Genomic DNA, 23327 nt, shown 5'->3' with positions numbered 1-23327 from the left:
ATTTTTCTACTTGACTTTTATTGATAAGTTCAACTATAATAACATTCGCAAAAGGTAGCATAGGCTATCTTTAAGCTCCTCAAGCATTATTTGGAGGTCTATTATTATGGACTATCAAGCACAGGAATCAGCCCAGGCGGCCCCAGCGCAACAGTACGCTGGCGTAGGCAGCCGCTTCCTCGCCTTCTTGCTCGACGGCATTATTATTGGTATTGTATTTGGTATTATTAACGCCATTCTTGGAACTGCCCTTAAAGACAGCTTCGCAACTGCCATAGGTTCAGTTGGCAGTATCGAGGGTCTCCTGGTATTCGTCTATTATCTCTACATGGAAGCCACTCAGGGTGGCACCTTCGGTAAGAAGATTCTCGGCCTACGCGTTGTGAAGGAAGATGGTTCTCTCATCAACTGGAGCGAATCCCTCATCCGCAACCTGCTGCGCATCATTGATGGCATTCCCGGATTCTACCTCGTTGCCGCAATTCTGATCTGGACTTCCTCACGCAAACAGCGCCTTGGTGACCGCGCCGCGCACACGGTCGTCATCAAGACCCGCTAATCATCCCGCTATTTTCTTTCGCATCTCTAAAGAAGAGCGCCGCTGTGAATATGTCACAGCGGCGCTCTTCTTTAACTTTCCCTATCACCTGATAGGTGAAAATAGTTCGCCTGGTATTCCAAGATTATGTTTTAAAAGAGTATTAGCAGCGTAGCCCCCACAACCCCATCCTCAGAACTCCCGCTAGAAATACCACCGCCGACACGGTCAATTACCACTTTTGGTAGATCTCACTACCACCGCTCATCGCCTATACTTCAAACATCATCAATCAACAAAGTAGTGCTCACAAATAAAGCGGACACCTGATAAGCCAGTTTATATCATTCAGCAAAACAGAAAAGAGTTTAACATATGCAGTTTCAGCCTTATAGCAGCCTCAAAATCGTTCATGATCAGCGGATTCAAGAAGCTCTGGAGCGCCACCGCCCTGACGCGGGGCATACAGCACCAAAGCCAGAATGGCACCAGGTGTTTGGAAAATTGTTTGCGCGTTTCCATCACCAGCCTGATTGCCAGCCAACAGGCTCCTTAGCCCTGGCGAGAAAACCCCAGACCTGCTAAGGAAGTAACTTTTCTCTACTCATAGTTTACTGATAGGGGTGTAGTGGGAGGCTGGCTAAGCGCTAGCCTCCCACTACACCCCTATCTTATTACTTCACGCCAGCCTGATGCTAGACAACTATCAAAAGCTTCAGGAAGAACGCTCGACGCAAGTCAATATGCATTATATACTGGCAAAAAGAATTTAGATCAGAAAGGTATCTATCATGTCTGATTTCTTTCTTCGTCGTATTCGTATATATCCCATCAAAGCGTGCGCTGGCACAGATATACAGAGAGCATATGTAGATATGCGTGGCCTGCGCTATGATCGGCGCTGGATGCTCGTTAATGAGCAAGGTAGAGATCTACATCAATTTGATCATCCACGTCTTGCCAGCGTCGTTGTTACACTCGACGACGATGGTCTCTTTATCCAGGCTCCTGGCATGCCATTGCTCCATATTCCTTTGCAGCCTCAACATTCCACGTCACGTACTGTACAGTGGCACCAGGGAATTTGCGAGGCACTACCCGTGAGCGACCAGGCAGACGAGTGGTTTCAAGATTTCCTGCATGTCCCATGTCAGTTAGTTTTTATGCCCGAAAACGCGCAGCACCCTGTTGAACCCGGCTATGAAGTTGGGCATGATCTTGCAAACTTCACAAGCTTTCACTACCATCTGCTTGGTGAGGGATCACTAGAAGATCTTAATCAGCGCCTAGAAAAGCCAGTTTCTCTGGAGCGATTTCGTCCAAATCTGGTAATTGCAGGCACACCAGCTTTCGCAGAGGATAGCTGGCGTACCATTCGCATTAATCAACAATTATTTCATGTGGTGAAGCCATGCGACCGTTGTGCCATTACGACAGTAGATCCGGTGCTAGGTGTTATGACCGGCAAGGAACCAATGACAACATTAGCGCGCTATCGCACTTTCCATAAGAAAGTCTTATTCGGACAATATTTGCTTTCGCAGGATGCCGGTATGCTTCAGGTAGGCGATAGGGTGGAAGTCGTGGAGCAGCAAACCCCATTGATGATCTAGCAAAACCAATGCTTATCCCCATAGATACCATTATTGATAACGTCTATGGGGATAAGCGTATTTAACCCATCAAAAAGTATTACTGCAGACCAGCCTGCACAGCTGCCAGGGTGGTGATGGGCGAGCTGGTGACGAGTAAGCCATTGCCGAAGGGGTCACGCAGGGCGAGCGTGTGGGCGTCGTTGCGCTCTACGAGGTAGCTGGTGGTCTGGAGGCGCTCATAGATACGCTCAAGCTCTGTGTCATTGGGGAGCTGCAGCGTGTAGAAGCGCAGGCCAACAGCGTTAGAGGGCGGGGGTGGCGCGCCCTGGCTCTCCCAGGTGTTGAGGCCGATATGGTGGTGATAGCCGCCCGCGGAGACGAAGAGCGCTCCACGCCAGCTCTGCATGATATCAAAGCCTAGCAGGTCGTGATAAAACTCCTCGGCCTTCTGGATATCGGCGACGCGCAGGTGCATATGGCCCAGACGCGTGCCAGCGGGCAGGCCATTCCAGGGACGGTTCTGGCTCTGAGCCTCAGCCAGCAGCGCATCAACGTCAATGGGAGCATTGGCCATCTGGACCTCGTTCTCCTTCATCGGCCATTCCGAGCGTGGGCGGTCGCGGTAGATCTCAATGCCGTTGCCATCGGGATCAGAGAGATAGAAGGCCTCGCTGACAAGGTGATCGGCCATGCCTTCAACGGGGGTGCGAGACTGGGCCAGGTGCAGCACGACATAGGCCAGATCTTCGCGTGAGGGCACCAGGATCGCGAAGTGATAGAGGCCGGTGGTATGGGGTGGTTGTGGCTGGGCCTGCTCTTGCTCTACAAGTGCCAGCAGAGCGGTATCGCCCGCGCCCAATAGCGCCGACTGAGCGCTCTGCTCAAGAACCTGGAAGCCCAGGCTCTGCTGGTAGTATTCCAGGGATCGGTCCAGTGACGAGACCGCGATGGTCACCAGGCCGGTGTGGGTCTCCGGTGACAGCGTGAGTTTCTCCATCTTTTCTGTCTCCCTTGTCGTTGACTTCTCGCCACTATGTGGCTCGCAGAATAAAAAATGATAGATGGTGGTGGAACTGGCTGTCGCCAGTCCACCATCTATCATATCTCCTGTAACGTATAATGGCTACCTATTACATGCCTCCAAAAATTGTAGGGTCCGTGCCTGGCACGGACCCTACAATTTATTCGAGCAGAAGGGTTGGCTCTCCTGCCTTGCCGGAGGAAGGTATTACAGCCAGTAGCCGCGTACGCCAGTAGCGGGTTACAACAGGCCCTCTACGGTTGCGTAGAAGTCTGTCAGATTGGGTGTGCCCAGGCCGGTGGCGTAGTCCCAGCCTTTGGTCGCGGGATAATGTAGGTTATTCCCCTTTGTGATGTCGTAGAAGGGGTGCCCCTTGCTCTGATTCGTGTGCGCTACTTCATAGAAGAGATCTGTACTAAAGACATGCATCTTATGTTTGACGATCAGCTTCTGGTTCAGCAGTGCCATGCCCGCGGCCCAGATTGGAGTGGCCGCGCTAGTACCCATGAAGTTGTACCATTCGCCTTTGTAGAATACGGCCAGGTTATAGGCGACGGCAGCAATATCAGGCACCTGGCGATGACCATTGGAGTAGCTATTTTTCAGACCAAGGGTATCTGCATACTTTGGCTGGTCGAATTCGCTGCTCAAACCGCCACCGCTGCCCCACTGGTTTTCACACTTGCTTTTATCTGAGCCATCCTGCCAAACGACCTCGCTGCTGCGATTGCCCTGCCCATCCACGGTCAATTGTGTTCCACCTACCGCTGTCGCATAGGGATCGGAGGAGGGATAACCCACACCTAGCTGGTTCCACTCACCCTCCGCGAAGGCGCCACAGTCCATGCTAGCGGCAAAGACAGTCATATGCTCGGCATCAGTCAACAATTGCAGGTTGGTGCTCATGGCGTTATAGACTTCTGGAGTCATATTTGCCTCTGCCCCACCCCAACTGATACTCACCACGCTCGACTTCCTTGAATGTGCGTTGTCATCGGCGATCTTGGCCAGGATATCATTGAAGACGTTCCAGGAGCCAACACCCTCCTCGTCAACGCCCTGGTAGACGTTTATGTCCGCGTAGGGGGCCAGGCCCGCCACCATGTCAATATCGAGGGTCGACTCACCAATGCCCTTACCGGCTGGTGGTTCCTGACCGACATTGATAACATTAAATTTGCCTTTATAGCCGACGCAATCGAAATAACCCTGCGCGTCGCTCTGATCAAAGCTCTCTAGTTCCACCAGGTCGACAGTCATGCCTTTGCCCGAGAAGCCCTCTTTCCAGAAGCTATCATAGCCATAGGCGTGCGCGACCTGCTGGTTATTCAGGGTCCGGTCATCAAGGAAACAATTGTCGGCATGTGCCGTCTGCTTGCTAGTGCTGGTTAAGGGGCTGGCCTTCTGGAGACTCGCATGCCCGGTTGGCGCCTGGCTGTAGTTATCCAAGCCATTGATTCCAACAATGCGATCCTTCATAAAGTCAGGAATCTTAGGGGCCGTCTCCGGCGCGTAGAAGACGCGGCCATTCTTGAGCTTATGCTGCACAAAGCGGGTCTGCAAGAGGCGCTCGAGGAGGCTGGCCTTGGCATCGACGGTGAGGTTAGTATGCAGTGTATCCAGGCTCAGGCTCACGCCATCGACGCCAAGATACTGCTTAATCTTTGCATACTGCTCATCAGTAATACCAATTTTATTCGCTTCCTGCTTAAGATCAACACCCGAGTCAGCCTTGTCCTTGAGTGCTTTCAACTTCTTCAATTCATCTTGATTGGCCTTGAAGGTGATTATAACGTGCAGCTTTGTATCGGGTGGCAACGGGCCAATGGTTGGAGAGTTGAGCCCGTCGGACGGAATATGCAAATCATAGTCTACATATTGCACATCGGTTGGGGTTGGGGTAGGGTTCGCTGTCGTCTTGTCGCCGGAACTACATGCCATGAGCAAGACGGCCAGCAGACTCAAGACTGAAATCGTGGTAGAGAAACGTTTCCTCGCGCCACTATAACATCCTTGCATAGGTTCATTTGCTCCTTAATTTCATAGTATATATAAAGTGTCACAGATGCTTATGAATCCGCGGCAAGAGGACAGAAGTCCCCTGGACCCGAGGATAAGAGTGCACTGGAGTGCAAAGTATGAGGGGACTTTCACACTTTACACACCATTACATTCTCTACCCGCAGCCATATGTAGCCCTTAAGTAGGGTCCATGCTGGCATGGACTCTCCCGGGTGAGCAGAGTCCATGCCAGCATGGACCCTACTAAGCAGATAAGAGTACATAGACGAAAAGTAGTATAGTTGAGAATATAACAGAAAACATCACCCTTGTTGGTGATTCATTTCACAATTGCGAAAATTTCAGCAGAACACGGAACCCAACCACACCCATCATATGGAAACGTGTGCGCTTGCCCCCGAATGGGGATTAGCAGCTTCGTCCCCAGCTTCGTCCCACCCACCCTAGCATAAAGGAAGGCGCTGGGCCAGAGCCATGGCATCCAGGCGTCGGTTGACACCCAGCTTGCGATAGATACTCGTAACGTGTGTTTTAATTGTGTTGCGCGAGACGATCAGCGTCTCTGCCATTTCCGCGTAGGTCTGCCCGGCTATCAGCAGACGTAACACTCGTTGCTCCTGGGTTGTGAGCGGTTCAAGAAGAACCTGGGAGAGCGGCTTGTCACCTGGTGTGAGCATATGTGTTGGCTCTACCTGAGACGCTTGCTCCATCTTCTTGCGCGCTCTCCGGGCCTTCTCTTCTTTGAAGGACTGGAGCAATAGCGAGACATATGAGATAGAGAGAGTGGGAAATACGTTGGCTGTATCTTCCATACCAGGCGTGTCGTCGAGGAAGCTCTGAAGCACCTGTTCCATGGCTTCTCCGGCATCGAGATATGGGCGAATATGCCCCTCTGACTCTGTTAGCATTAGCAAGCGAGCTGCAATCTGCCTGGCCTGAGAGAGGTCGCCAGAGCCATGGAGTGCCGCGACCTGGAGTGCCAGCAGGGGGATAATATCCCATGCTCGCTGGCCCTGTTCCGCGTTTGCCAGGAGGTGCGCCAGGACGTGTTGTGCCTCTGCATATTGCTTCTGGGCAATATAGGCTCGAACCAGCGCCATGTGCTCCCATTCATCGTTGTTTTCTAGCGCTCCTGGTTCAAAGACATACGCGGAGCTCCAGGCCCTGGTGGCTGTAAGATTCCCCTGCGCCAACCAGAGATCCACGCGTGCAGCCGTTACTTTGACGCGATGGATTTCAAGCTTATTGCGCCCCAACAATGCCTCGGACTCCTGAAGCGCCTGTTCCGCCTCCGCCAGGTCTCCCATCGCGATAGAAACCATAACCTGAGAGTAATATCCCAACATGAAGAGGTCTAGATTCTGCCAGGAGCGGGCGTTCTGCAACAGGTGGTGTAGATGTGCTTTTGCCTCCGCCAGGTTATTCCACACCAGGTGCAATTCAATCAGAGTGAGGTGTAGGTAGCCGCGTGTCGTCATCTGCCCCCCCATCTGATCCAGCAACTCAAGGGCATTCAAACACTCCTGGTGAGACAGATGCATATGACCTGTCACCATGTAGGCATTCGCCAGCCACTGCATCATCTTAATAAGCATATAGCTATCCTGAGCCTGCTGTGCCAATGCCTTCGTTTTGTGCAGAGAGGGCACAAGCGGCGCGAAGTCGCCAAGCAAATGGTGACTCAGGACCATGCTGACTGTTGGTGGTAGTTTCCAGGCCACTTCGTCATCTTTTACCAGTTCTTGCATCTCCTGGCTGAGCGCGTGCAATCGCTCGCCATCGCCTTCTTGATACACATCTCTCATGGCTTGCCACCCGCGCAACAGGCGAATGCGATTGGAGAGCCGAATTCGTTCTCTCTCTGGGAGCAGGTCTTGTTGGCTGCGCTGGAGCATCTGCTCTACAGCGGAAATTGTCTGCTCTACCTGGAGGCGCATTTTCGCGCGGTGGTTATCTGCCATATAGAGTGTATTACGCAGGAGATGCAGAGCGGAGGAGAGCGCGAGCGCGGCATGCCCCTGTAGCACCGCCTCGGGTAGGTCCATGATCCAGGTATGTAAGGTTTGTGCTTCTCCTCGCAGCCACATCTGGTCAGCGACGCGCTCCATGAGAGACGCGGCATACGTGTAGTCTTCTGCCTGCAAGGCATAGGCAATGGCCTCTCGCACATCCCCATGCTGCTCATGCCAGCGAGCCGCGCGTTGCTGGAGCAGCGGTACCATCTCTGGTTGTGTGGCCCGTAAACGAGCTAGCAACGCCTCACGAAAGAGAGCATGCACACGATACCAGCGCAGCTCCTCATCTAGAGGCACCAGGAAGAGATTAGCGCGCACACCTGCCTCTAGAAGCTCCCGACTATTGGCCTGAGCGGTCACAGCCTGGCAGAGAGAGGCCGTCATCTGATTGAGGATGGAGGTGTGGAGCAAAAACTCCTGCAAAGCCTGTGGCTGGCCAACCAGGATTTCCTCCTGTATATAATGCAACAGGTGACGATGGCCGCCGGAAAATGTCTGTACAAAGGTAGAAGGGTCCACATGGTGACGCATAGAAAGCGCCGCCAACTGTAAGCCCGCGACCCAGCCCTCAGTGCGACTCGCCAGCGTCACTATCGCTGCCTCCTCCAGCGAGAGTGCCATTGTGTGCGTCAAGAAGTGCGCCGCCTCTTCGGTCTGAAAGCGTAGATCCACGTCCCTCAATTCTAAGAGCTGGTTGCGAACACGCAGGCGCGCGAGCGGGAACGGTGGGTCGACTCGGCTGGCAATCACAAGATGTACATCTACTGGCAGGTGCTCAAGCAGGTAGAGGAATGTATCTTGCACGGATTGCTCACCAATCACATGATAGTCATCCAGCACAAGCACGATTGGTTCGGCCAGGGCGCTCAACTCATTGAGCAGTGTCATCAGAATGGTGGTAAGTGGAGGAGGTTGTGCTGCACGCAGCATCGCCAGGACCGTCTTGCCCAACCTGGGCAAACTGGTACGCAACGCCGCGAGTATAGAGATCCAGAAGCGCGCTGGATCATTGTCCAGCTCATCCAACGATAACCAGGCAATAGAGCAGTTAGAGCGGGCCGCCCACGCGGAGAGGAGTGTCGTCTTGCCCCAGCCAGCCGAGGCGGAGATCAGCGTCAGAGGATAGGAGAGAGCAGTATCAAGCTGATCCAGCAGGCGTTCGCGTGTTACCAGTAGAGCTGGCAAGCGGGGATGAGAGAGCCTGGTCTCTACCAGTTGCAGCATTTGCCCCGTCTCAGGCGGTGGCGGGATTAGCGTAGGCGTGGCAGGCACCTGCTCGCTATTGAGAGCTCTGGCTACCTCTTCCAGGCGCGCGAACGTCAGGTTGGCTCCTCGTCCGATATAGCGCTTATGTGTATGATTAGCAACAGTATGATAGGCATACCAGTACCCTGACCCTCGTGACCGGCCCTCTTTCAGCATGCTCAGGTGGCCATACTGACCTTGAAAGGTGAAAGAAGTGTGCGTTGAAAGCCAGTCAAGCCTGCGCTTTTCCTCGCCTGGCACTAATAGCTGTGGTGGATTATCAGGCGTATGAAGGATATAGGTGTTGTTCTCGGAGGACCATGTAAGGGCATGAGTGGGTGATTTTGGCATGAATTCCTTTCACAAAGCATATTTCATCCCCAACTCCCCCAACACAAGCTGAGTATAGCAAAGACAAAGCATAGAAGCAAGCAGTAATGTAAGGGTATGGGCGGGTGGCGCGGGCAGAATACCCGCGCCACCCGCCCATATGTATACTTCTTGAGTACCGCAAGCGTGCTACTGGACGATGCGTGGATAGAGCTGCGCGCCGATAATGATCAGGATGGTTGTGACCACAAAGAGGATGCCGAAATCGGCTAGCAGGGCAGGAGCACTAATGCCGTCACCAATCATGAGCATGCGGACACCATCGACGAGATAGGTCAGCGGATTGATGCGCGCGATAACCTGAAGCCACGAGGGCATAATAGCGATAGGATAAATGGCATTACTGGCAAAGAACATGGGCATGGTAATTACCTGGCCAATGCCCATGACGCGATCACGCGTCTTCAGCAGACAGGCGATGATCAACGAGAGAGTTGAGAAACAGGCCGCGCCCATCATGACCAGGACCAGGACACCCAGGATCGCCAGCGGATTAATATACATATGCACGCCTAGCAACAGTGCCAGCAGGTAGATGACAACGGCCTGGGGAAGCGAGCGAATGCCAGTAGAGAGAGCTTTGCCCAGTACAAGCGCGCCACGTGGCGTCGGGCTGGCAAGAAACTTATGGATCACACCCAGGTCGCGCTCCCAGATGATGGCGATGCCAGCAAAGATCGAGATGAAGAGCACGCTCTGTGAGAGAATACCGGGAGACATAAACTCCAGGTAACTAATCTTGCCCGTTGGGATAGCGCGAATGCGCGTAAAAACTTCACCAAAGACGAGCAGCCAGAGGGCTGGCTGGACCGCGCGCGTTATCAGGTCAGTGAAATCGTGGCGGATCTTGCGCACCTCCCACTCGGCGATGGTAAAGGTCTTGCGGAAGAAGTTGGATATGACCGCTACAGGTGAGTGTTGAAGCGCGATAGTGGTCGCGGGTTGTTGCGCCAACGATAGCTGTTCGCTAGCCAAGTCTTCGGGCCGTGCGTCTTGCTCGTGAAGTTTCACGGTAACTCCCTCCTGATTCCAGGGCATCGCCCGCGTAGTAGACAAACACATCGTTAAGATCAGGATCTTCGCCATCCACCGTCGCCTTGAGCTCGTCCGGCGTGCCGATAGCGGTGATCTCGCCCCGGTGCATGATGCCAATGCGCGAGCAGAGGCTATCGGCCTCTTCCATCGAATGCGTGGTCAGAAAGATGGTCATATCATTTTCCTGCCGAAGTTGCATCAGGTGGTCCCAGATGGCCTGGCGCGCCACGGGATCGAGGCCCACTGTCGGCTCATCCAGGAAGAGCACGCGTGGCTGGTGCAGCAGAGATTGCGCCACCTCCAGCCGGCGAATCATACCACCAGAGTAGTTGCGCACCAACTGGCCACTGGCATCAGTAAGGCCCACGAAGGAGAGCACCTCTTCAATACGCTCCTTGCGCCGAGCGCGAGGAAGGCTATACAACTTCGCGAAGATGAGCAGGTTCTCAAAACCTGTCAGATTACCATCGGCTGAGAGGGCCTGGGGAACATAGCCGATACTACTGCGTACCGCGTTAGTCTGGTGGATAATATCGAAGCCGTTGACTGTCGCGCCTCCCGCTGTGGGCGAGAGCAAGGTGGTCAGCATCTTAATGGTCGTGCTCTTACCCGCGCCGTTGGGTCCAAGCAGACCAAAGACCTCGCCTTGTTCAACCTCAAAGCTAATGCCCTTGACCGCCTCGTGATCGCCAAAGCGCTTCACCAGTTGTCGGACCTGAATGATTGCTGTCATGCGTATCCTATTCTCCAAATCCCTGGGCTTCCGCGACCTCCAGCAACCGACCTATCAGGTGCTGGAGCTGCTCCTGTTCTTCAGCGCTAAGCTCGCCTAGCAGGCTCATTAGCACCGTACGCCTACGTTTGCGCCCCGCTTCAATAAGGGCCTCCCCCTGCTCCGTAAGCGCGATATGCACTACTCGCTCATCGTCTGTGCGGCGCTGGCGCGTGATAAGCTCAGCCTTCTCCAGGCGCTTACACGCTGTAGTCGCAGAACCTGGACTGATACCCAGTCCATGTGCCAGTTCGCCCAGACTTGCGGGTCCGTGCTTGTCCAGGTAGCGCATCAACCAGTACTGCTGCGGCGTCATCTCGGCGGTACGCAGTGGTCTGATTATACGTGTCAGGGTCAACAGCTCTTCCGCGAGGTGCTCTGTCTCCATATACGTGTGTACTGTATCCTTCCGCATTTGAATATCAAACGTTTTGATATTCAAATCAATTATACGTAGGTTTAGTTGCTTACGCAAGGGGTCGAGAGAAAGGCTACCTGACAGGGCAAGGTGCATAGAGTCCCCCACCATAGGCGCCCGATTTATCGCGCGCAAGGCGATTTATCGCAGCAATACCAGGTTGCAACCGAGCATATAGCCTGGTGATGTTTGTCATGCAACATTCTATCGTTATAGGAAAGCGCTCATATTTCTGTATTCGTGCGATAAATCGCCTTGCGCGCCGTAAATGTGGCGCCTATGGGTTGGCGAGTTGATTTAGGGGGAGAATGAAGTAGAAGGTGGAACCCTGGCCAGGTTCGCTTTTAACGCCGATCTCGCCACCGTGAAGTGAGATGATTGTCTGGCAGATATAGAGCCCCAGGCCCAGGCCCATAGAGCCGCCGGGTCCACCCTGGATACGCCTGCCGGGCACCTGGTAGAAGCGCTCCCAGACGCGTTTCTGCTCCTCCGGAGTAAGGCCGGGGCCTTCGTCATGTACGGCAACCTTGACGTGTTTGGCATTCACTTCGACATTGATTTTGACAGGTTGATCATCAGGCGAATATTTAATGGCGTTTGCCAGGATGTTATCGAGAACCTGGCTAATACGCATGGCATCCACAATAACCGGGATATATGACTCTGCGGGAAACGTCAGCTCGAAACAGCGTTCAGGATTGGTGATCTGTGCATCCCCTATGACCTGGCGCACAATACAGATGAGATCGAGAGGCAAGGGATTAATGGCCAGTTGCCCCCTGGCGATACGGTTGGCATCTACGATATCGTTGATAATACGACATTCAGCGGTCACCTGCTGTTCGGCGCGCTCCAGGTTTTTTTGCAAGCGGTCTGTGATCTCAATAAACTTCTCTGGTTCTTCGGGTGCCAGTAATTTTAAGCGCTTACGCATCATCTGCAAACTTGTACTGATGCCGGTCAGCGGGGTGCGCAGTTCGTGACTGGCCATGCTCAGAAAGGTATCGCGAAGCTGCTCCTGGGCCTTCTGCTCATCAATATCGTGCGCCACGATATAAATCACGCCTTCATCCAGATTGGGGCGCGCCGACCAGGCGATCCAGCGATAGGTTCCGTCTTTCGTGCGGTAACGATTCTCTGATGCTTGTATGGTTTCTCCACACTGCAAGCGTTTCATCTCAGTACATTTGATCTTTACATCATCGGGATGCACATAATCTAGCGAATCGCGCCCAATAACGTCCTCTGGTTTATAGCCAAGCAGTTTCTCAAAGGCAGGATTGACCTGGATATAGCGACTCTCCAGATCAATCACACTGATGATATCCAGTGACATCTCAAAGATGTGGTATAGCTCTTCTTCTTTACGCTTCTGCTCTGTAATATCAAAGGCCTGGTGAACAATCTGTGTCACCATTCCCTGTTCATCAATAATAGGATTCAAGATATAGCTACTACAACGCTCCTCGCCTTCCACTGTGTGGTAGCGCACGCTTCCTCGTATGGAATGCCCTTTCGCGGCCCTGGCAATTTCGCCCTTTATTTGCTCCTGTTCATGGGGAAGTCCATTCCACCAGCCCACCTGCCATAAGGGTACGCCGATCTGCTTCTCTTTGGGGATAGATGTAATAGGCAACCAGGTCTCGATTACATCTATAATCACACCTTCAAGATCTAAAACAACAAGATAACCTCGTGCATGGCGCAAAATGGTATGCAGATAATCTTCTTGTGTTTGCGTTATCACAGCTTGTTTTTGCAGCTTTGGGAGCGGGAACATATATATACTCCTCCATAGCAGACGATGAGTAAGCATCCCTACTAACTCCTGTCTCCGCGTAAAAAAGGCACAGTTACTTTCATGTTGAATATATCATAGAAATTTGTGTAACACAAACTGATCGATTAAACAATTAGTGTGCATCGCGTCTCTTTATAAATAACGTGACTGAATACGCTTTTTCTATATTGCTCTATTTTGCGCCTGCGTAGCTTAAAAAGCTGGTGGAGTAGCAGTGAGCGGGCATCAGCCTGCTCACTGCTACTCCACCAGCTTAGGAATATAAGGTGCGCCTCAGTAACCGCGTACCATGTGCCCTTTAGGGTAGCCGGTAGCGGGCTCTATTTTCCAGCCTTGATTGATTGGACTGGGGTAATAGCGCTAGCTGGCACCCAGGCCTGGCGATGATTATAGTTAATCTCGTACCAGAGGTTGGTAGTGCCATCTTCAACATAGGTATAGCCTGAGACAAAGACAGCGTTGCTAGGCGCCGTCGCAATGACTGTGGTTCCTGTCACGGGCCTGCCATAGATGGGAACTGTGCCACTGGGATCGTTCAGCGTCACCGCTGTCCCCTGTCCCTCTACCGCAGCACCAGGAGGTACGGCGAGCCAGGCCAGGTGCGCCGACTGCAAGAGGCTGGAGGGCGTGCTATGCGCCTGGTCGGATTCACCATACCAGATCTCATAGAGTGTATCCCCTGTTCCCGCAGGGTCTTTAACTTTCGCCAGGTAGTAGTAACTGATATTCGTCTCGACGTTGTTGGTCTCGTCCGTTACATCAGTTGGGTCGCCCAGTTGGGGGATGCGCGCCGATTGAGTACTCGGCCCGGTGTAGAGATAGAAAAAGTTAAAGTTAGCGGGCGTCTCTGTCCCATTCTTACCAAGGGGCTTCTTATCCGTTGAAGGCTTGAGCGTAATGATATGTGAATCCTTACTCTTGGCCGTAAACGGAGCACCCGACTCCTGTTGTACCAGGTTGAGGTAGTAGGTCCAGAGCCAGTAGGGACCTGGATCGACATGGTTGGTGGAGAGACTTGGAGATGGGACCGTTCCATGCGAAACGATGTGATCATGGTCCAAAGGAATATTGTATTTATTAACCAGGTAGGCAGTCAGCTTGGCCGAAGCGAGATACTGCGCGGCGTTATACCAGAGGAAGCCCGTCGCATCATAACCAACATGCTCGATACCAACGGAATGCTGGTTGTACCAGTAATTGCCTACATGATACGCGAAATCCTTGTCATGCACAAGTTCATATACCGTTCCATCAGTATCTACAATATAGTTGATACTGACGCCCGATGTATGAGACTGGAAGACGTTTAGCGCCCCCTGCAGACTTGTTTCGGTATCGTGAATAACCACGTAGTTCACGCTCAAATCGGTAGGACGATTCGCGCTCTCATATGTACAATAGGGATAAACCGCCGGTGGGGGAGTACAATCATAGGCGTTAGGGTCCAAAATACAGTCAACGGCGCCTGGATAGTCGACATTGGCATCGACCTGGCAACCCGAAGGTATCGTAGTCGCAGCCTTGATATTGCTCGCAGTTGCCTTGTTGACCTTCACGCTCTCAGGAGCAAGCGTGACGACCTCTCCGGTTTCATTAGGAGCACTAAAGCCGTTCTGCACAATTTTAAACAGCGCATCTGCATACATCAATGCAGTGGAGTGCGTTGTAGCATGGCTGTATGCCACAAGCGTGCCATACCAATCGCCCAAATTCCCTGGTAGCGTGTGGCTGGGCGAGAGCTGAATGGCCTCATCGTGCAGCACGGCTGCGCCTCCACGAATATTGGTCGCGCTATCGCTTTTTAACTGCTGTGGATCTACATGTAGCGCTTTAGCTGCCTGGGTAAGCGTATCACCGCGCTCGTTTTGAATCAAGTGCATACATCCATAGCCTCCATCAAGGCTAGGATGGCCTCCGTGATTACTTAGACGTCCCTCCATATAACAGAGCGCCTTAAGAATCGAGATGGGAACTCCACTCTCCTGAGAAGCTTGCGTAAAAGCCGTGTTCAGACTAGTGGTAGTAGAGACATTGGCTCTAGCTGCGCCTCCACTAAAACCAGTCAGAACCAGGGCACTTAAAAGTGCCGCAAGCATGGGGAGGGCGAAGGACACAAGTGATTTTTGGCGTCGCATAGTGCAACGTACCCCCAATCATGTTTTCAGTAGAACATTAGAAGGAAGGAAAGAAGCCGATCTATCTCACTGTCGGCTTGAGGGTGCATGAGCATTTATAAGGAACTATCCCCGAAGAAGCTTTGTAAATTGCTCAGCCACTTGTAAGTATAACATATCAATAAGTAAATATGCGCGCTCATAGCCAGCCAGGGTTACCCATTCACGAGATAGCGCCTCAGCTGAGCAGCCGAGGCGCACGATGACAGGGTGAAAGAGGGTTGCACGACTCATATCTCTGGTTGCCAGACCTGAACTGAGCCATCAGAACTGCCTGAAGCAAGATATTTTCCGTTGGGAGACCAGGCAATATCGTAAACTATGCGATAATGGAAGAAGATATCTTACAGAGAAGGAGTTTTTTCACCTGTTATGACCATTTCACCATCGACTCAGGGGCAGATGAGCTATGATCCAAGAGAACGGGCTGCGATCCTCCGGGAGGTGGAGGCACGATTTGCTCCCGAGGATCAGGTGTTGCGCGATTGTGTAGCACACATGGAACATCCAGGCGGGCAAATTTCGCCATCGCAGGGTAAATTGTTTCAGGTATTGGCTTTGACGTGTGGAGCCCGCAAAATTTTAGAGATCGGTGCCTACGCTGGCTATTCCGGCGTGTGGCTGGGAAGGGCACTGCCCCCTGAGGGCAAACTGATCTCGCTCGAGATTGATCCGCACTATGCGGAGATAGCGAAAGCAACCTTTGCAGCAGCAGGACTTTCAGGGTGCGCTGAGGTACGAGTGGGAGCAGCGCTTGATCTGCTGCCAGAGCTTGTCTCCGAGGCTCCCTTTGATATGATCTTTCTCGATGCCGACAAAATCAATAACTCGCGTTACTTGGAGTGGGCTCTGACCCTGAGCCGCCCCGGAGCGCTGATTATCGCGGACAATATTGTGCGCCATGGACGTACCTACCAAAATCCTCCGCCAGATGCCAGCTCCGCTGGAGCCGCTGAATACACGCGCAAGATCCTGGAACATCCACGCTTAGTGAGCGCAGCACTGCTCAATGACGATATCTACAATGGCATCGACGGATTTTCGATTTCGGTTGTCAAATGAGAAACAGCAGCAATGGTGTCTCTTACCTGGCTGATGCTACTCTGGTCGATCCAGAGTCGGGAGGACATTATCATTGGGCGTTCCCCTGGCAACAGGTGAAACTCATGAGATATAATTGTGTTTAATCCAGTGCTCTAGTTAAGAGCCGTCCTCTACGCGCAGGGCGGCTATGTGGTGCATCAGGCAAAAAGGGCGAACTCCTATACGGAAACCTGAGCGCGTGTCCCCGAATGGGGACGAAGCGCTAGTCACGTGAGTGACATTGGTTTCCGCATAAGAACTAAGCAGGAAATGAGAGCCTTTATCTTTTCTCTCCCGACTGTGCGAACGTTCCATATACCTGTACCTCTTACAATGGCGTAGACACAAGCACTGGCGACCATTGGATCGATCCGGTAACACTGGCCTGATATCCACTGGCCACACCACAGCAGGAGGAAGAGACCGTATGCCTTTTAACTTGTTTAACAAGAGCCTACTCACGCTGAAGGATTTCTCGGCAGAGGAAATTCACTATTTGCTCGACCAGTCAGCCGAGCTGAAGGCCGCCAGGGCGGAGGGACGCGAGACACAACGTTTGCGCGGCAAGAATATCGTACTGATATTCGAGAGGGATTCCACGCGTACACGCACCTCATTCGAGGTCGCGGCCTTTGAGCAGGGCGCGCAGGTCACCTATATCGGTCCCAGCGGCTCACACATCGGCTATAAAGAGACAATCCAGGATACCGCGCGTGTGCTGGGACGCATGTATAGCGGCATCGAGTATCGTGGCGCCAGCCAGCAGAATATTGAGGCCCTGGCCCGCTACGCTGGCGTCCCGGTCTGGAATGGTATGACCGATGAGGAGCATCCCCTCCAGGTCCTGGCCGACCTGCTTACGATGCGCGAGCATACATCAAAGCCACTCAGCGAGGTCGCCTTTGCCTTCCTGGGACATGTTGGTTTCAACATGGGACGCTCGCTCCTGCTGGGCGCGGCCAAACTGGGCATGGATATCCGCCTGGGCGGCCCCAAGGCCTATTGGCCGGATGAAAGGAGCCTGGATTATGTGCGGACTCTGGCCCTGGAGACAGGCGCGCGCATTACGGTAACCGAAGACCTGGAGAGCGCGGTCAAGGGCTGCGACTTTATCCACACTGATGTCTGGCTCTCCATGGGCGAGGACACCAGCCAGTGGGGCGAGCGCATCCAGCAACTCCTCCCCTACCAGGTCAATAGCCACGCCATGGCCCTGACTGGCAATCCCGACGCCAAATTTATGCACTGCCTCCCCGCCATCGCCAATAAGGAAACAGTGCTGGGTCAGAAGCTCTACAAAGAATATGGGCTGGATGGGGCCGAGGTCGTCGACGAGGTCTTCGAGTCCAAAGCATCCATTGTCTTCGACCAGGCCGAGAACCGCCTGCACACCACCAAGGCCGTCCTCGTGGCAACTCTCAGTAAGTGCTTGTAGATAGCCATAAGAGAAAACAACGACCCGGTCGCGTTCCGCGACCGGGTCGTTGTTTTCTCTTATATTTAATCCATGACGGTGACCTGGATGGAGTCGCTGCCGAGCATACGGGCGACTTGGCTATGCAGAACATCGTTGTAGTTCATGGTGTTGTTGTGTGGCGTCAGGCGCACCATCCATTCGCCGTTGCAGACGCAGATCTCGTAGTAGTCGCGACCCGGCTTCTCGCTCAGGCAGCGATGGAGGTCCTGCACCTTCATGATGTCGTTGGAAACGGAGATGTCGTCATCGCCACTGATATTGACAGTGAACCAGACCTGGTAGCGCTTGCGGTTCATCTCCTCCTCGGCCTTCTTGAGCGGCTCGACGTTGTCGCAGAGGATGCCGGGCTCGTCGCGGCGCACCTGGACGGTTCCCTTGACGAGTACGATGCTTCCCTCCTGCCACAGCTCTTTGGTCTGCTCATAGGTGCGGGGAAAGATAGTGATGCCCAGGGTACCATACATATCCTCAAGCTGCACGACGCACATATCATCACCCTTCTTGGTCGTGATGCGCCGCGCCTCCTTGATCATGCCGCCCACGGTGACCTTCTTGGTGTCCAGTTCCTCCGTCACCTGGTCGATGGTGTGCGTCGCTCCACGCTCTACAAAGATATCGCTCAGGTAGGCCAGGGGATGCTTGGCGATATAGACGCCGATCAGCTCGCGCTCCCATTCCAACAGTTGCTTGCGCGGAATCTCCTGGGCATTGGTCGAGAGACTAAACTCCAGCGAACTACTCACCTCCTCAAGATCACCGAAGAGGCTTACCATACCACGCTCCTTGGCGGAACGCTCGCTCTTGCCATACTGGACCGCGCGCTCAACCGAGGCCAGCAGGATATGGCGCTGATTCTCGCCCGGCGTGAGGGAGTCCATCGCGCCGACCTTGACAAGTGTCTCAATAGCTCCCTTACCAACCGCGTGAGCATCGACGCGGGTACAGAAGTCACCTAGCGATTTGAAGGGGCCGCCCTCGGCACGGGCCTGGATGATACCGTCGATTGGGCCATCACCGATACCCTTGATGGCGAGCAGCCCAAAGCGAATGCCGCCGTTCTCGATGGCGAAACCCTTCTGGCTCTTATTCACGTCAGGACCAAGCACCTCGACGCCCATGCGCTTACACTCGGCGATGGCGTTGGCAATCTTCTTGGCGTCCGCGGCCTCAGCGGTCATGGTCGCGGCCATGAACTCGGCGGTATAGTTGGCCTTGAGGTAGGCGGTGTAGAAGGCCACGACGGCGTAGCTCGCGGCGTGGGCCTTGTTAAAGCCGTAGCCACCAAAGGGGAGGATCTGCTCGAAGAGCGTCTCCGCGACCTCTTGCTTCACGCCATTCTTGACGCAGCCCTTCAAGAAGTCGCCCTTGTAGCCCTCGACCTCGTGCATGATCTTTTTACTGAGTGCCTTACGGAATTTGTTGACCTTGCCCCAGGAGAAGCCTGCCAGGTTCACAGCGATGAGAAGCACCTGGTCCTGGTAAACGATGACGCCGTACGACTCCTCCAGCCATTGCGAGAGGCGCGGATCGAGATAGGTTACCTTCTTGCGTCCATGTTTGGCGTCAACGAACTCGGGAATACTATCCATCGGACCCGGACGGTAGAGCGCGACCATAGCGGTGATATCCTCGATGCAGGTTGGTTTGAGCATCTTGATATACTCGCGCATCTTCGCGCTTTCCAACTGGAAGACGCCGGTGGTCTCGCCTGCCGCCAGGAGTTCATAAGCCTTCTGGCGCTTACGGTCAAGTTCGGGATCGCCAGTGGGGTCCAGCGGCAACTTCTCCAGATTGATGTCCTCGCCCCGTGACTCTTTAATAAACTTCACGGCATTATCGAGAATGGTCAGGTTGGAGAGGCCCAGGATATCATATTTGATCAGGCCGATCTCTTCCAGGTGAGCGTGCTCGTATTGGGTCGAGATTCGACCCTCACGTTTCTGGAGCGGCACAAAATTGACCAGCGGCTCATTGGCGACCAGCACGCCCGCGGCATGCACGCCCGTTGAGCGTACCGAGCCCTCCAGCTTGAGCGCCATATCCAGCAGGTCCTTGGCCTCGCCATCGCGCTGGTAGAGGTCGTTCAGGTCGCGCACATCGTTGAGGGAGCCTTGCAGCGTAATCTTGGGACCTGTGGGAATCAGGCGCGAGATCTTATCGCCGAGGTCCTGGCGTCCCATCGAGCGCGCCACATCTTTTACCGACTGCTTGGCGGCCATGCTATTGAAGGTCACCATCTGCGCCACGCACTCGTGCCCATACTTCTCGCCCAGGTAACGGATGACCTCTTCACGCCGGTCATCGGGGAAGTCCATATCGATATCGGGCATGTCGTCGCGCTCAGGATTGAGGAAGCGCTCGAAGAGCAACTGGTAACGCAGAGGATCAACGTTGGTGATACCCAGTGTAAAGGCTACCAGGCTACCAGCCGCCGAACCTCTAGCCAGGCAGCGAATGCCCTGCTCACGCGCCCAGCGCACATAGTCCGCCACGACCAGGAAGTAGGGTACAAAGCCTTTTTGCACGATGATGCTCAACTCATAGTCAAGCTGGCGCTTCAACGGCTCGGTCAGCTCGCCAAAGCGATAGCGAATGCCTTCCAGACACTGAGCATAGAGGAACTCGTCGGGCGTGCTGTACTGGGGTGGAATATCGACTTTGGGCAGTTGCGCCTTGTAGGCCAGGGGATCGACCTCGCACTGCTCCGCCAGGCGTACCGTGTTGAGCAGGCCATCATGTAGCTCGGGGAAGAGATCGAACATCTGCTGCGGGCTACGCAGGAAGTATTCATCGCTATCGAAGGCAAAGCGGTTGGGGTCGCTGAGGGTGCTACCCGTCTGCACACAGAGCAGGACCTCGTGCGCGTGCGCGTCCGTATCCTGAACATAGTGCAGGTCATTGGTGACGATCATGGGCACATCCAGCTCTTTGTGCAAGCCATAGAGCATCTTATTCAGCTTGCCCTGGGGAGAGGGTGTACCGTCCTTCTCGTGGCCATGATGTTCCTGAATCTCTAGATAGTAGTTCCCTCGTCCCAGCACATCCTGGTACCAGCGAATAATGTTCTTGGCCTCGTCTTCCTTCCCCTCCAGCAACAGTTGGGGAACCTCGCCGCCCAGGCACGAAGAGGTAGCGATGATGCCCTCGGCATATTGAGAGAAGATGTTCTTATCGATCCTGGCGTGGTTGGCGTACATGCCCTCGGTATTGGCGATGGTCATCATCTTCATCAGGTTGCGGTAGCCAGTGTTATTCTTCGCCAGCAGGAGCAGATGAGTGTAGTCACGCTGACCACGCTTCTTGGCCTTGACGTTCATATCCTCGGTCAGATACGCCTCGACACCCAGCACAGGACGGATATCATTAGCCTTGCACGCCTTGTAGAACTCCAGCGCGCCATACATCGCACCATGATCGGTGATCGCCAGGTGCTTCATACCCAACTCTTTGGCCTGTTTCACCAGCGTCTTGATGCGGCTAAAACCATCGAGCAGGGAGTACTCGGTATGGACATGCAGATGCGCGAAATCAGTAAAATTTTGCATTAAAAATATCTTCCCGCTAATATATCAATAATTATAATCAGTGACAGAGCTTCTCATTATCCGCAATTGCTCGTTGTGATGGTGGTATGTGCCTGCTCGTGGTAAATACCACGAGCAGGCACATACCACCATCACAACAACAATGATACCTCTTTCAACACGAAGTTATGCCAGGCTTGGGAGAAAAGAGGGACCTTTTGGCCTTCTTAAGTATACCAGATCAAACATCCGCTCGGACGTTTCCTTATCGTGATCGAGCCTGAACACATCACAAAGATGGGTAGAAAAAATAGTGAGAGGTGATATGGCTGACGATGCCAGCCATATCACCTCTCACTATTTTTTACCCGGTTGGTGGGGGCGCCTATTTGGAGAGGGGGAGAGAGAACCAGAAGATGGAGCCGATGCCGGGGGTACTCTCCAGGCCAACCTCTCCTCCATGAAGCTCGACCAGACATTTGCAAAGGTAGAGAGCCAGGCCCATGCTCAGGTCAAGCCGATGCTGCACGCTGAGGCCCTGGGAGCGATAGAAACGCTCCCAAATATGCTCCTGGTCCCTGGATGATAATCCAGGTCCTCGATCCTGAACCTGAACCTGGACCTCACTCCCCCTCTTGCTCACACATACATCAACCGCGCTCTCCCGCGAGGAATAGGCCAGGGCATTCTCAAGAAAACAATGCAGCACCTCTTTGATGCGGTCCTTATCCACGCAGACCGGGTAGTCGGCCTCCGAATCAGCAAAAAAGACGCGGATAAGACGCTGAGGATAGGCGGGCTGCATCGTTTCTACCACATCATGCACAATATCAGCCAGGTTATAGAGGTGTTTCTTAAGAGTAAGGCTATTGCTCTGTAACAGAGAGTCGTCGACCATGTAGTTGATTATGTGCTTCTGTTGATGCGCGCTCTCCAGCGCACTACGGAGCACACTTTCAACGCGGTCTAACTGCCTCTGGACTCCGGGCTGATTCTGCTGACTTTTCCGTAAGCGCTGCAAGCGATGCTGCGCCAGTTGAATGCTTCCAATCTCGGCGGTAAGCGGCGTATTAAGTTCATGGCTTGCCAGGTTGATGAAGTCATTCATACGCTGGTTGGTTTCTGCCAGCACCTTTCCGCTAGCGCTGACCTCCATCCATTTTTGCAGCGCTAACAGGCGTTCGAGAACCAGCACAATTAGGGTCGCGATAGCCTTCACCAGTTCAATATCTCGTTCAGAAAAAGGCTTTTCTTTATCTGTCCGGCCAACGACCAGGTTACCAACCAGGTACTCTTTGGCGTAGAGGGGAGCAATAAGCATGGCTTGTTCGCTAAAGTCGTTAGCGTACTCGGGAGGTAAGTGAATTTGGGAGCGCGATAGGATGATAGCTTCCTGGTTATGGAGACGCTCAATAATGTCCTGGTTAAAGTAATCACTCAGCCTGTATGTACCAGATAATGCACAGCGCTTGTGAAGTTGTTCCTCTGAGAGGCCAGACGCACTAAGTAAAAAGGCATAACCCTCGGGAAAAGTATGGGTATATAACAACACCTGGTCGCACTTCATCTGCTGCTTTACAAGTTCTACCAGGTGTTGACCAATATCTGCCATTTGCGTGAGCGAGATCCACGCTTCCTGTGGTAAAGACAGCGTATTGCAAACAGGCAGGGTAGGAAGCGTCGCGACAAACTCCAGGAGTGCGTGATTGGCTTCGACAAGCACTGCTTCCTCTAGCCTTGCCTTATTTTTACTGGCTATGTTCGAGGCCGCTTTCTCAGCTTGCTTCTCCTCATGCGGTGGTTTGACCTGGGATATCGGAGATTCGCTGGTCTCTGACTCTCGTAGTTCCCGCTCCTTCATAGCATACTCTTTATATATTTGCTAGCCTGACAGAGCTTCGTCGAAGGCGCTCGATTTGGCAAAAGTACCCTTCTACATTATTATCTCGCTATCAATCAAGCTAAGCTACACCTATTTATGACTATGTTGATAAATTAACTCAATATTATCTTGACAAAAGGAAGGTTAGCCTTTTACAATACGAATAGCTTCACTTTATCTGAGAGTGCTGCCCTATTTATTCTTTGCGAGGATGGAATTTTGTATGTGGATAAGACAAAACGCAATTACTAGCCCGCGTTCCTCAACCCCTCTACCACTCTTCTGCTGCTCTTCTATGCGCCGCCTCTGTTGTTGTCCTCGCTAATACTCCCTTT

Annotated in this window: 16 protein-coding genes; 5 read left to right on the top strand and 11 right to left on the bottom strand. The window is 53.2% G+C overall.

Annotation, left to right across the window (positions count from 1 at the left end):
- Window positions 1-106 precede the first annotated feature (106 nt).
- From JMJ04_RS27475 to JMJ04_RS27465, 3 genes are all read left to right on the top strand, one after another.
- Window positions 107-559, top strand: a complete 453-nt coding sequence (locus JMJ04_RS27475) for an RDD family protein (protein WP_201373600.1) — start codon at window positions 107-109, stop codon at window positions 557-559.
- A gap of 354 nt (window positions 560-913) precedes the next feature.
- Complete coding sequence (locus tag JMJ04_RS27470; RefSeq protein ID WP_201373599.1) at window positions 914-1123, top strand: hypothetical protein; 210 nt, start codon at window positions 914-916, stop codon at window positions 1121-1123.
- 206 nt (window positions 1124-1329) lie between these two features.
- Window positions 1330-2151 carry an MOSC domain-containing protein gene (locus JMJ04_RS27465; RefSeq protein WP_201373598.1) on the top strand — a complete coding sequence of 274 codons (822 nt, stop codon included), beginning with the start codon at window positions 1330-1332 and terminating at the stop codon, window positions 2149-2151.
- Between the two features lie 79 nt (window positions 2152-2230).
- On the opposite strand, the gene JMJ04_RS27460 is transcribed toward JMJ04_RS27465, so the two are convergent.
- From JMJ04_RS27460 to JMJ04_RS48920, 9 genes are all read right to left on the bottom strand, one after another.
- Window positions 2231-3130, bottom strand: a complete 900-nt coding sequence (locus JMJ04_RS27460) for a VOC family protein (RefSeq protein ID WP_201373597.1) — start codon at window positions 3128-3130, stop codon at window positions 2231-2233.
- A gap of 264 nt (window positions 3131-3394) precedes the next feature.
- A complete protein-coding gene (locus JMJ04_RS27455; RefSeq protein ID WP_201373596.1) occupies window positions 3395-5173 on the bottom strand; it encodes a S53 family peptidase in 1779 nt (592 codons plus the stop codon).
- 446 nt (window positions 5174-5619) lie between these two features.
- The gene (locus JMJ04_RS27450) at window positions 5620-8787 is read right to left on the bottom strand and encodes a winged helix-turn-helix domain-containing protein (RefSeq protein WP_201373595.1); all 3168 of its coding nucleotides are present in this window, start codon (window positions 8785-8787) and stop codon (window positions 5620-5622) included.
- 168 nt (window positions 8788-8955) lie between these two features.
- On the bottom strand, window positions 8956-9756 hold the full coding sequence (locus JMJ04_RS27445; protein WP_420799529.1) for an ABC transporter permease: 801 nt from the start codon (window positions 9754-9756) through the stop codon (window positions 8956-8958).
- Between the two features lie 37 nt (window positions 9757-9793).
- Complete coding sequence (locus JMJ04_RS27440) at window positions 9794-10594, bottom strand: ATP-binding cassette domain-containing protein (protein ID WP_201373594.1); 801 nt, start codon at window positions 10592-10594, stop codon at window positions 9794-9796.
- A gap of 7 nt (window positions 10595-10601) precedes the next feature.
- Entirely contained in the window at window positions 10602-11021 is a 420-nt protein-coding gene (locus JMJ04_RS27435) for a MarR family winged helix-turn-helix transcriptional regulator (RefSeq protein WP_201373593.1), read from the bottom strand.
- Between the two features lie 307 nt (window positions 11022-11328).
- Complete coding sequence (locus tag JMJ04_RS27430; RefSeq protein ID WP_201373592.1) at window positions 11329-12831, bottom strand: PAS domain-containing sensor histidine kinase; 1503 nt, start codon at window positions 12829-12831, stop codon at window positions 11329-11331.
- A 341-nt stretch (window positions 12832-13172) separates the two neighbouring features.
- Window positions 13173-14732, bottom strand: coding sequence for an N-acetylmuramoyl-L-alanine amidase (locus tag JMJ04_RS27425; protein ID WP_236038434.1), 1560 nt, complete (start codon window positions 14730-14732; stop codon window positions 13173-13175).
- Window positions 14733-15256: 524 nt separating this feature from the next.
- On the bottom strand, window positions 15257-15349 hold the full coding sequence (locus tag JMJ04_RS48920) for a hypothetical protein (protein WP_420799528.1): 93 nt from the start codon (window positions 15347-15349) through the stop codon (window positions 15257-15259).
- Between the two features lie 49 nt (window positions 15350-15398).
- On the opposite strand from JMJ04_RS48920, the gene JMJ04_RS27415 reads away from it, so the two are divergent.
- Both JMJ04_RS27415 and argF read left to right on the top strand, forming a co-directional pair.
- Entirely contained in the window at window positions 15399-16088 is a 690-nt protein-coding gene (locus JMJ04_RS27415; RefSeq protein WP_201373590.1) for an O-methyltransferase, read from the top strand.
- A 448-nt stretch (window positions 16089-16536) separates the two neighbouring features.
- Window positions 16537-17544 carry an ornithine carbamoyltransferase gene (argF, locus tag JMJ04_RS27410; protein WP_201373589.1) on the top strand — a complete coding sequence of 336 codons (1008 nt, stop codon included), beginning with the start codon at window positions 16537-16539 and terminating at the stop codon, window positions 17542-17544.
- 65 nt (window positions 17545-17609) lie between these two features.
- Here the strand turns inward: argF and dnaE are convergent, their stop codons facing one another.
- Window positions 17610-21131: a DNA polymerase III subunit alpha gene (gene dnaE, locus JMJ04_RS27405; protein WP_201373588.1), complete on the bottom strand. Its 3522-nt coding sequence runs from the start codon at window positions 21129-21131 to the stop codon at window positions 17610-17612.
- A gap of 364 nt (window positions 21132-21495) precedes the next feature.
- On the bottom strand, window positions 21496-22971 hold the full coding sequence (locus JMJ04_RS27400) for a GAF domain-containing sensor histidine kinase (protein ID WP_201373587.1): 1476 nt from the start codon (window positions 22969-22971) through the stop codon (window positions 21496-21498).
- Window positions 22972-23327 lie beyond the last annotated feature (356 nt).

The organism is Ktedonobacter robiniae, from assembly GCF_016587375.1.
In the GTDB taxonomy this organism is placed as follows: domain Bacteria; phylum Chloroflexota; class Ktedonobacteria; order Ktedonobacterales; family Ktedonobacteraceae; genus Ktedonobacter; species Ktedonobacter robiniae.
Note: the sequence above shows the minus strand (reverse complement) of the source record. Positions and strands in the feature narration are given on the sequence as shown.

What these genes read in the sequence shown, in the direction of transcription:
- JMJ04_RS27435 (WP_201373593.1), bottom strand. Translation starts at nt 11,021, where the DNA reads ATGGAGACAGAGCACCTCGCGGAAGAGCTGTTGACCCTGACACGTATA.
- dnaE (WP_201373588.1), bottom strand. Translation starts at nt 21,131, where the DNA reads ATGCAAAATTTTACTGATTTCGCGCATCTGCATGTCCATACCGAGTAC.
- argF (WP_201373589.1), top strand. Translation starts at nt 16,537, where the DNA reads ATGCCTTTTAACTTGTTTAACAAGAGCCTACTCACGCTGAAGGATTTC.
- JMJ04_RS27465 (WP_201373598.1), top strand. Translation starts at nt 1,330, where the DNA reads ATGTCTGATTTCTTTCTTCGTCGTATTCGTATATATCCCATCAAAGCG.
- JMJ04_RS27425 (WP_236038434.1), bottom strand. Translation starts at nt 14,732, where the DNA reads ATGCACTTGATTCAAAACGAGCGCGGTGATACGCTTACCCAGGCAGCT.
- JMJ04_RS27450 (WP_201373595.1), bottom strand. Translation starts at nt 8,787, where the DNA reads ATGCCAAAATCACCCACTCATGCCCTTACATGGTCCTCCGAGAACAAC.
- JMJ04_RS27460 (WP_201373597.1), bottom strand. Translation starts at nt 3,130, where the DNA reads ATGGAGAAACTCACGCTGTCACCGGAGACCCACACCGGCCTGGTGACC.
- JMJ04_RS27475 (WP_201373600.1), top strand. Translation starts at nt 107, where the DNA reads ATGGACTATCAAGCACAGGAATCAGCCCAGGCGGCCCCAGCGCAACAG.
- JMJ04_RS27415 (WP_201373590.1), top strand. Translation starts at nt 15,399, where the DNA reads ATGACCATTTCACCATCGACTCAGGGGCAGATGAGCTATGATCCAAGA.
- JMJ04_RS27400 (WP_201373587.1), bottom strand. Translation starts at nt 22,971, where the DNA reads ATGAAGGAGCGGGAACTACGAGAGTCAGAGACCAGCGAATCTCCGATA.
- JMJ04_RS27470 (WP_201373599.1), top strand. Translation starts at nt 914, where the DNA reads ATGCAGTTTCAGCCTTATAGCAGCCTCAAAATCGTTCATGATCAGCGG.
- JMJ04_RS27430 (WP_201373592.1), bottom strand. Translation starts at nt 12,831, where the DNA reads ATGTTCCCGCTCCCAAAGCTGCAAAAACAAGCTGTGATAACGCAAACA.
- JMJ04_RS27455 (WP_201373596.1), bottom strand. Translation starts at nt 5,173, where the DNA reads ATGCAAGGATGTTATAGTGGCGCGAGGAAACGTTTCTCTACCACGATT.
- JMJ04_RS27440 (WP_201373594.1), bottom strand. Translation starts at nt 10,594, where the DNA reads ATGACAGCAATCATTCAGGTCCGACAACTGGTGAAGCGCTTTGGCGAT.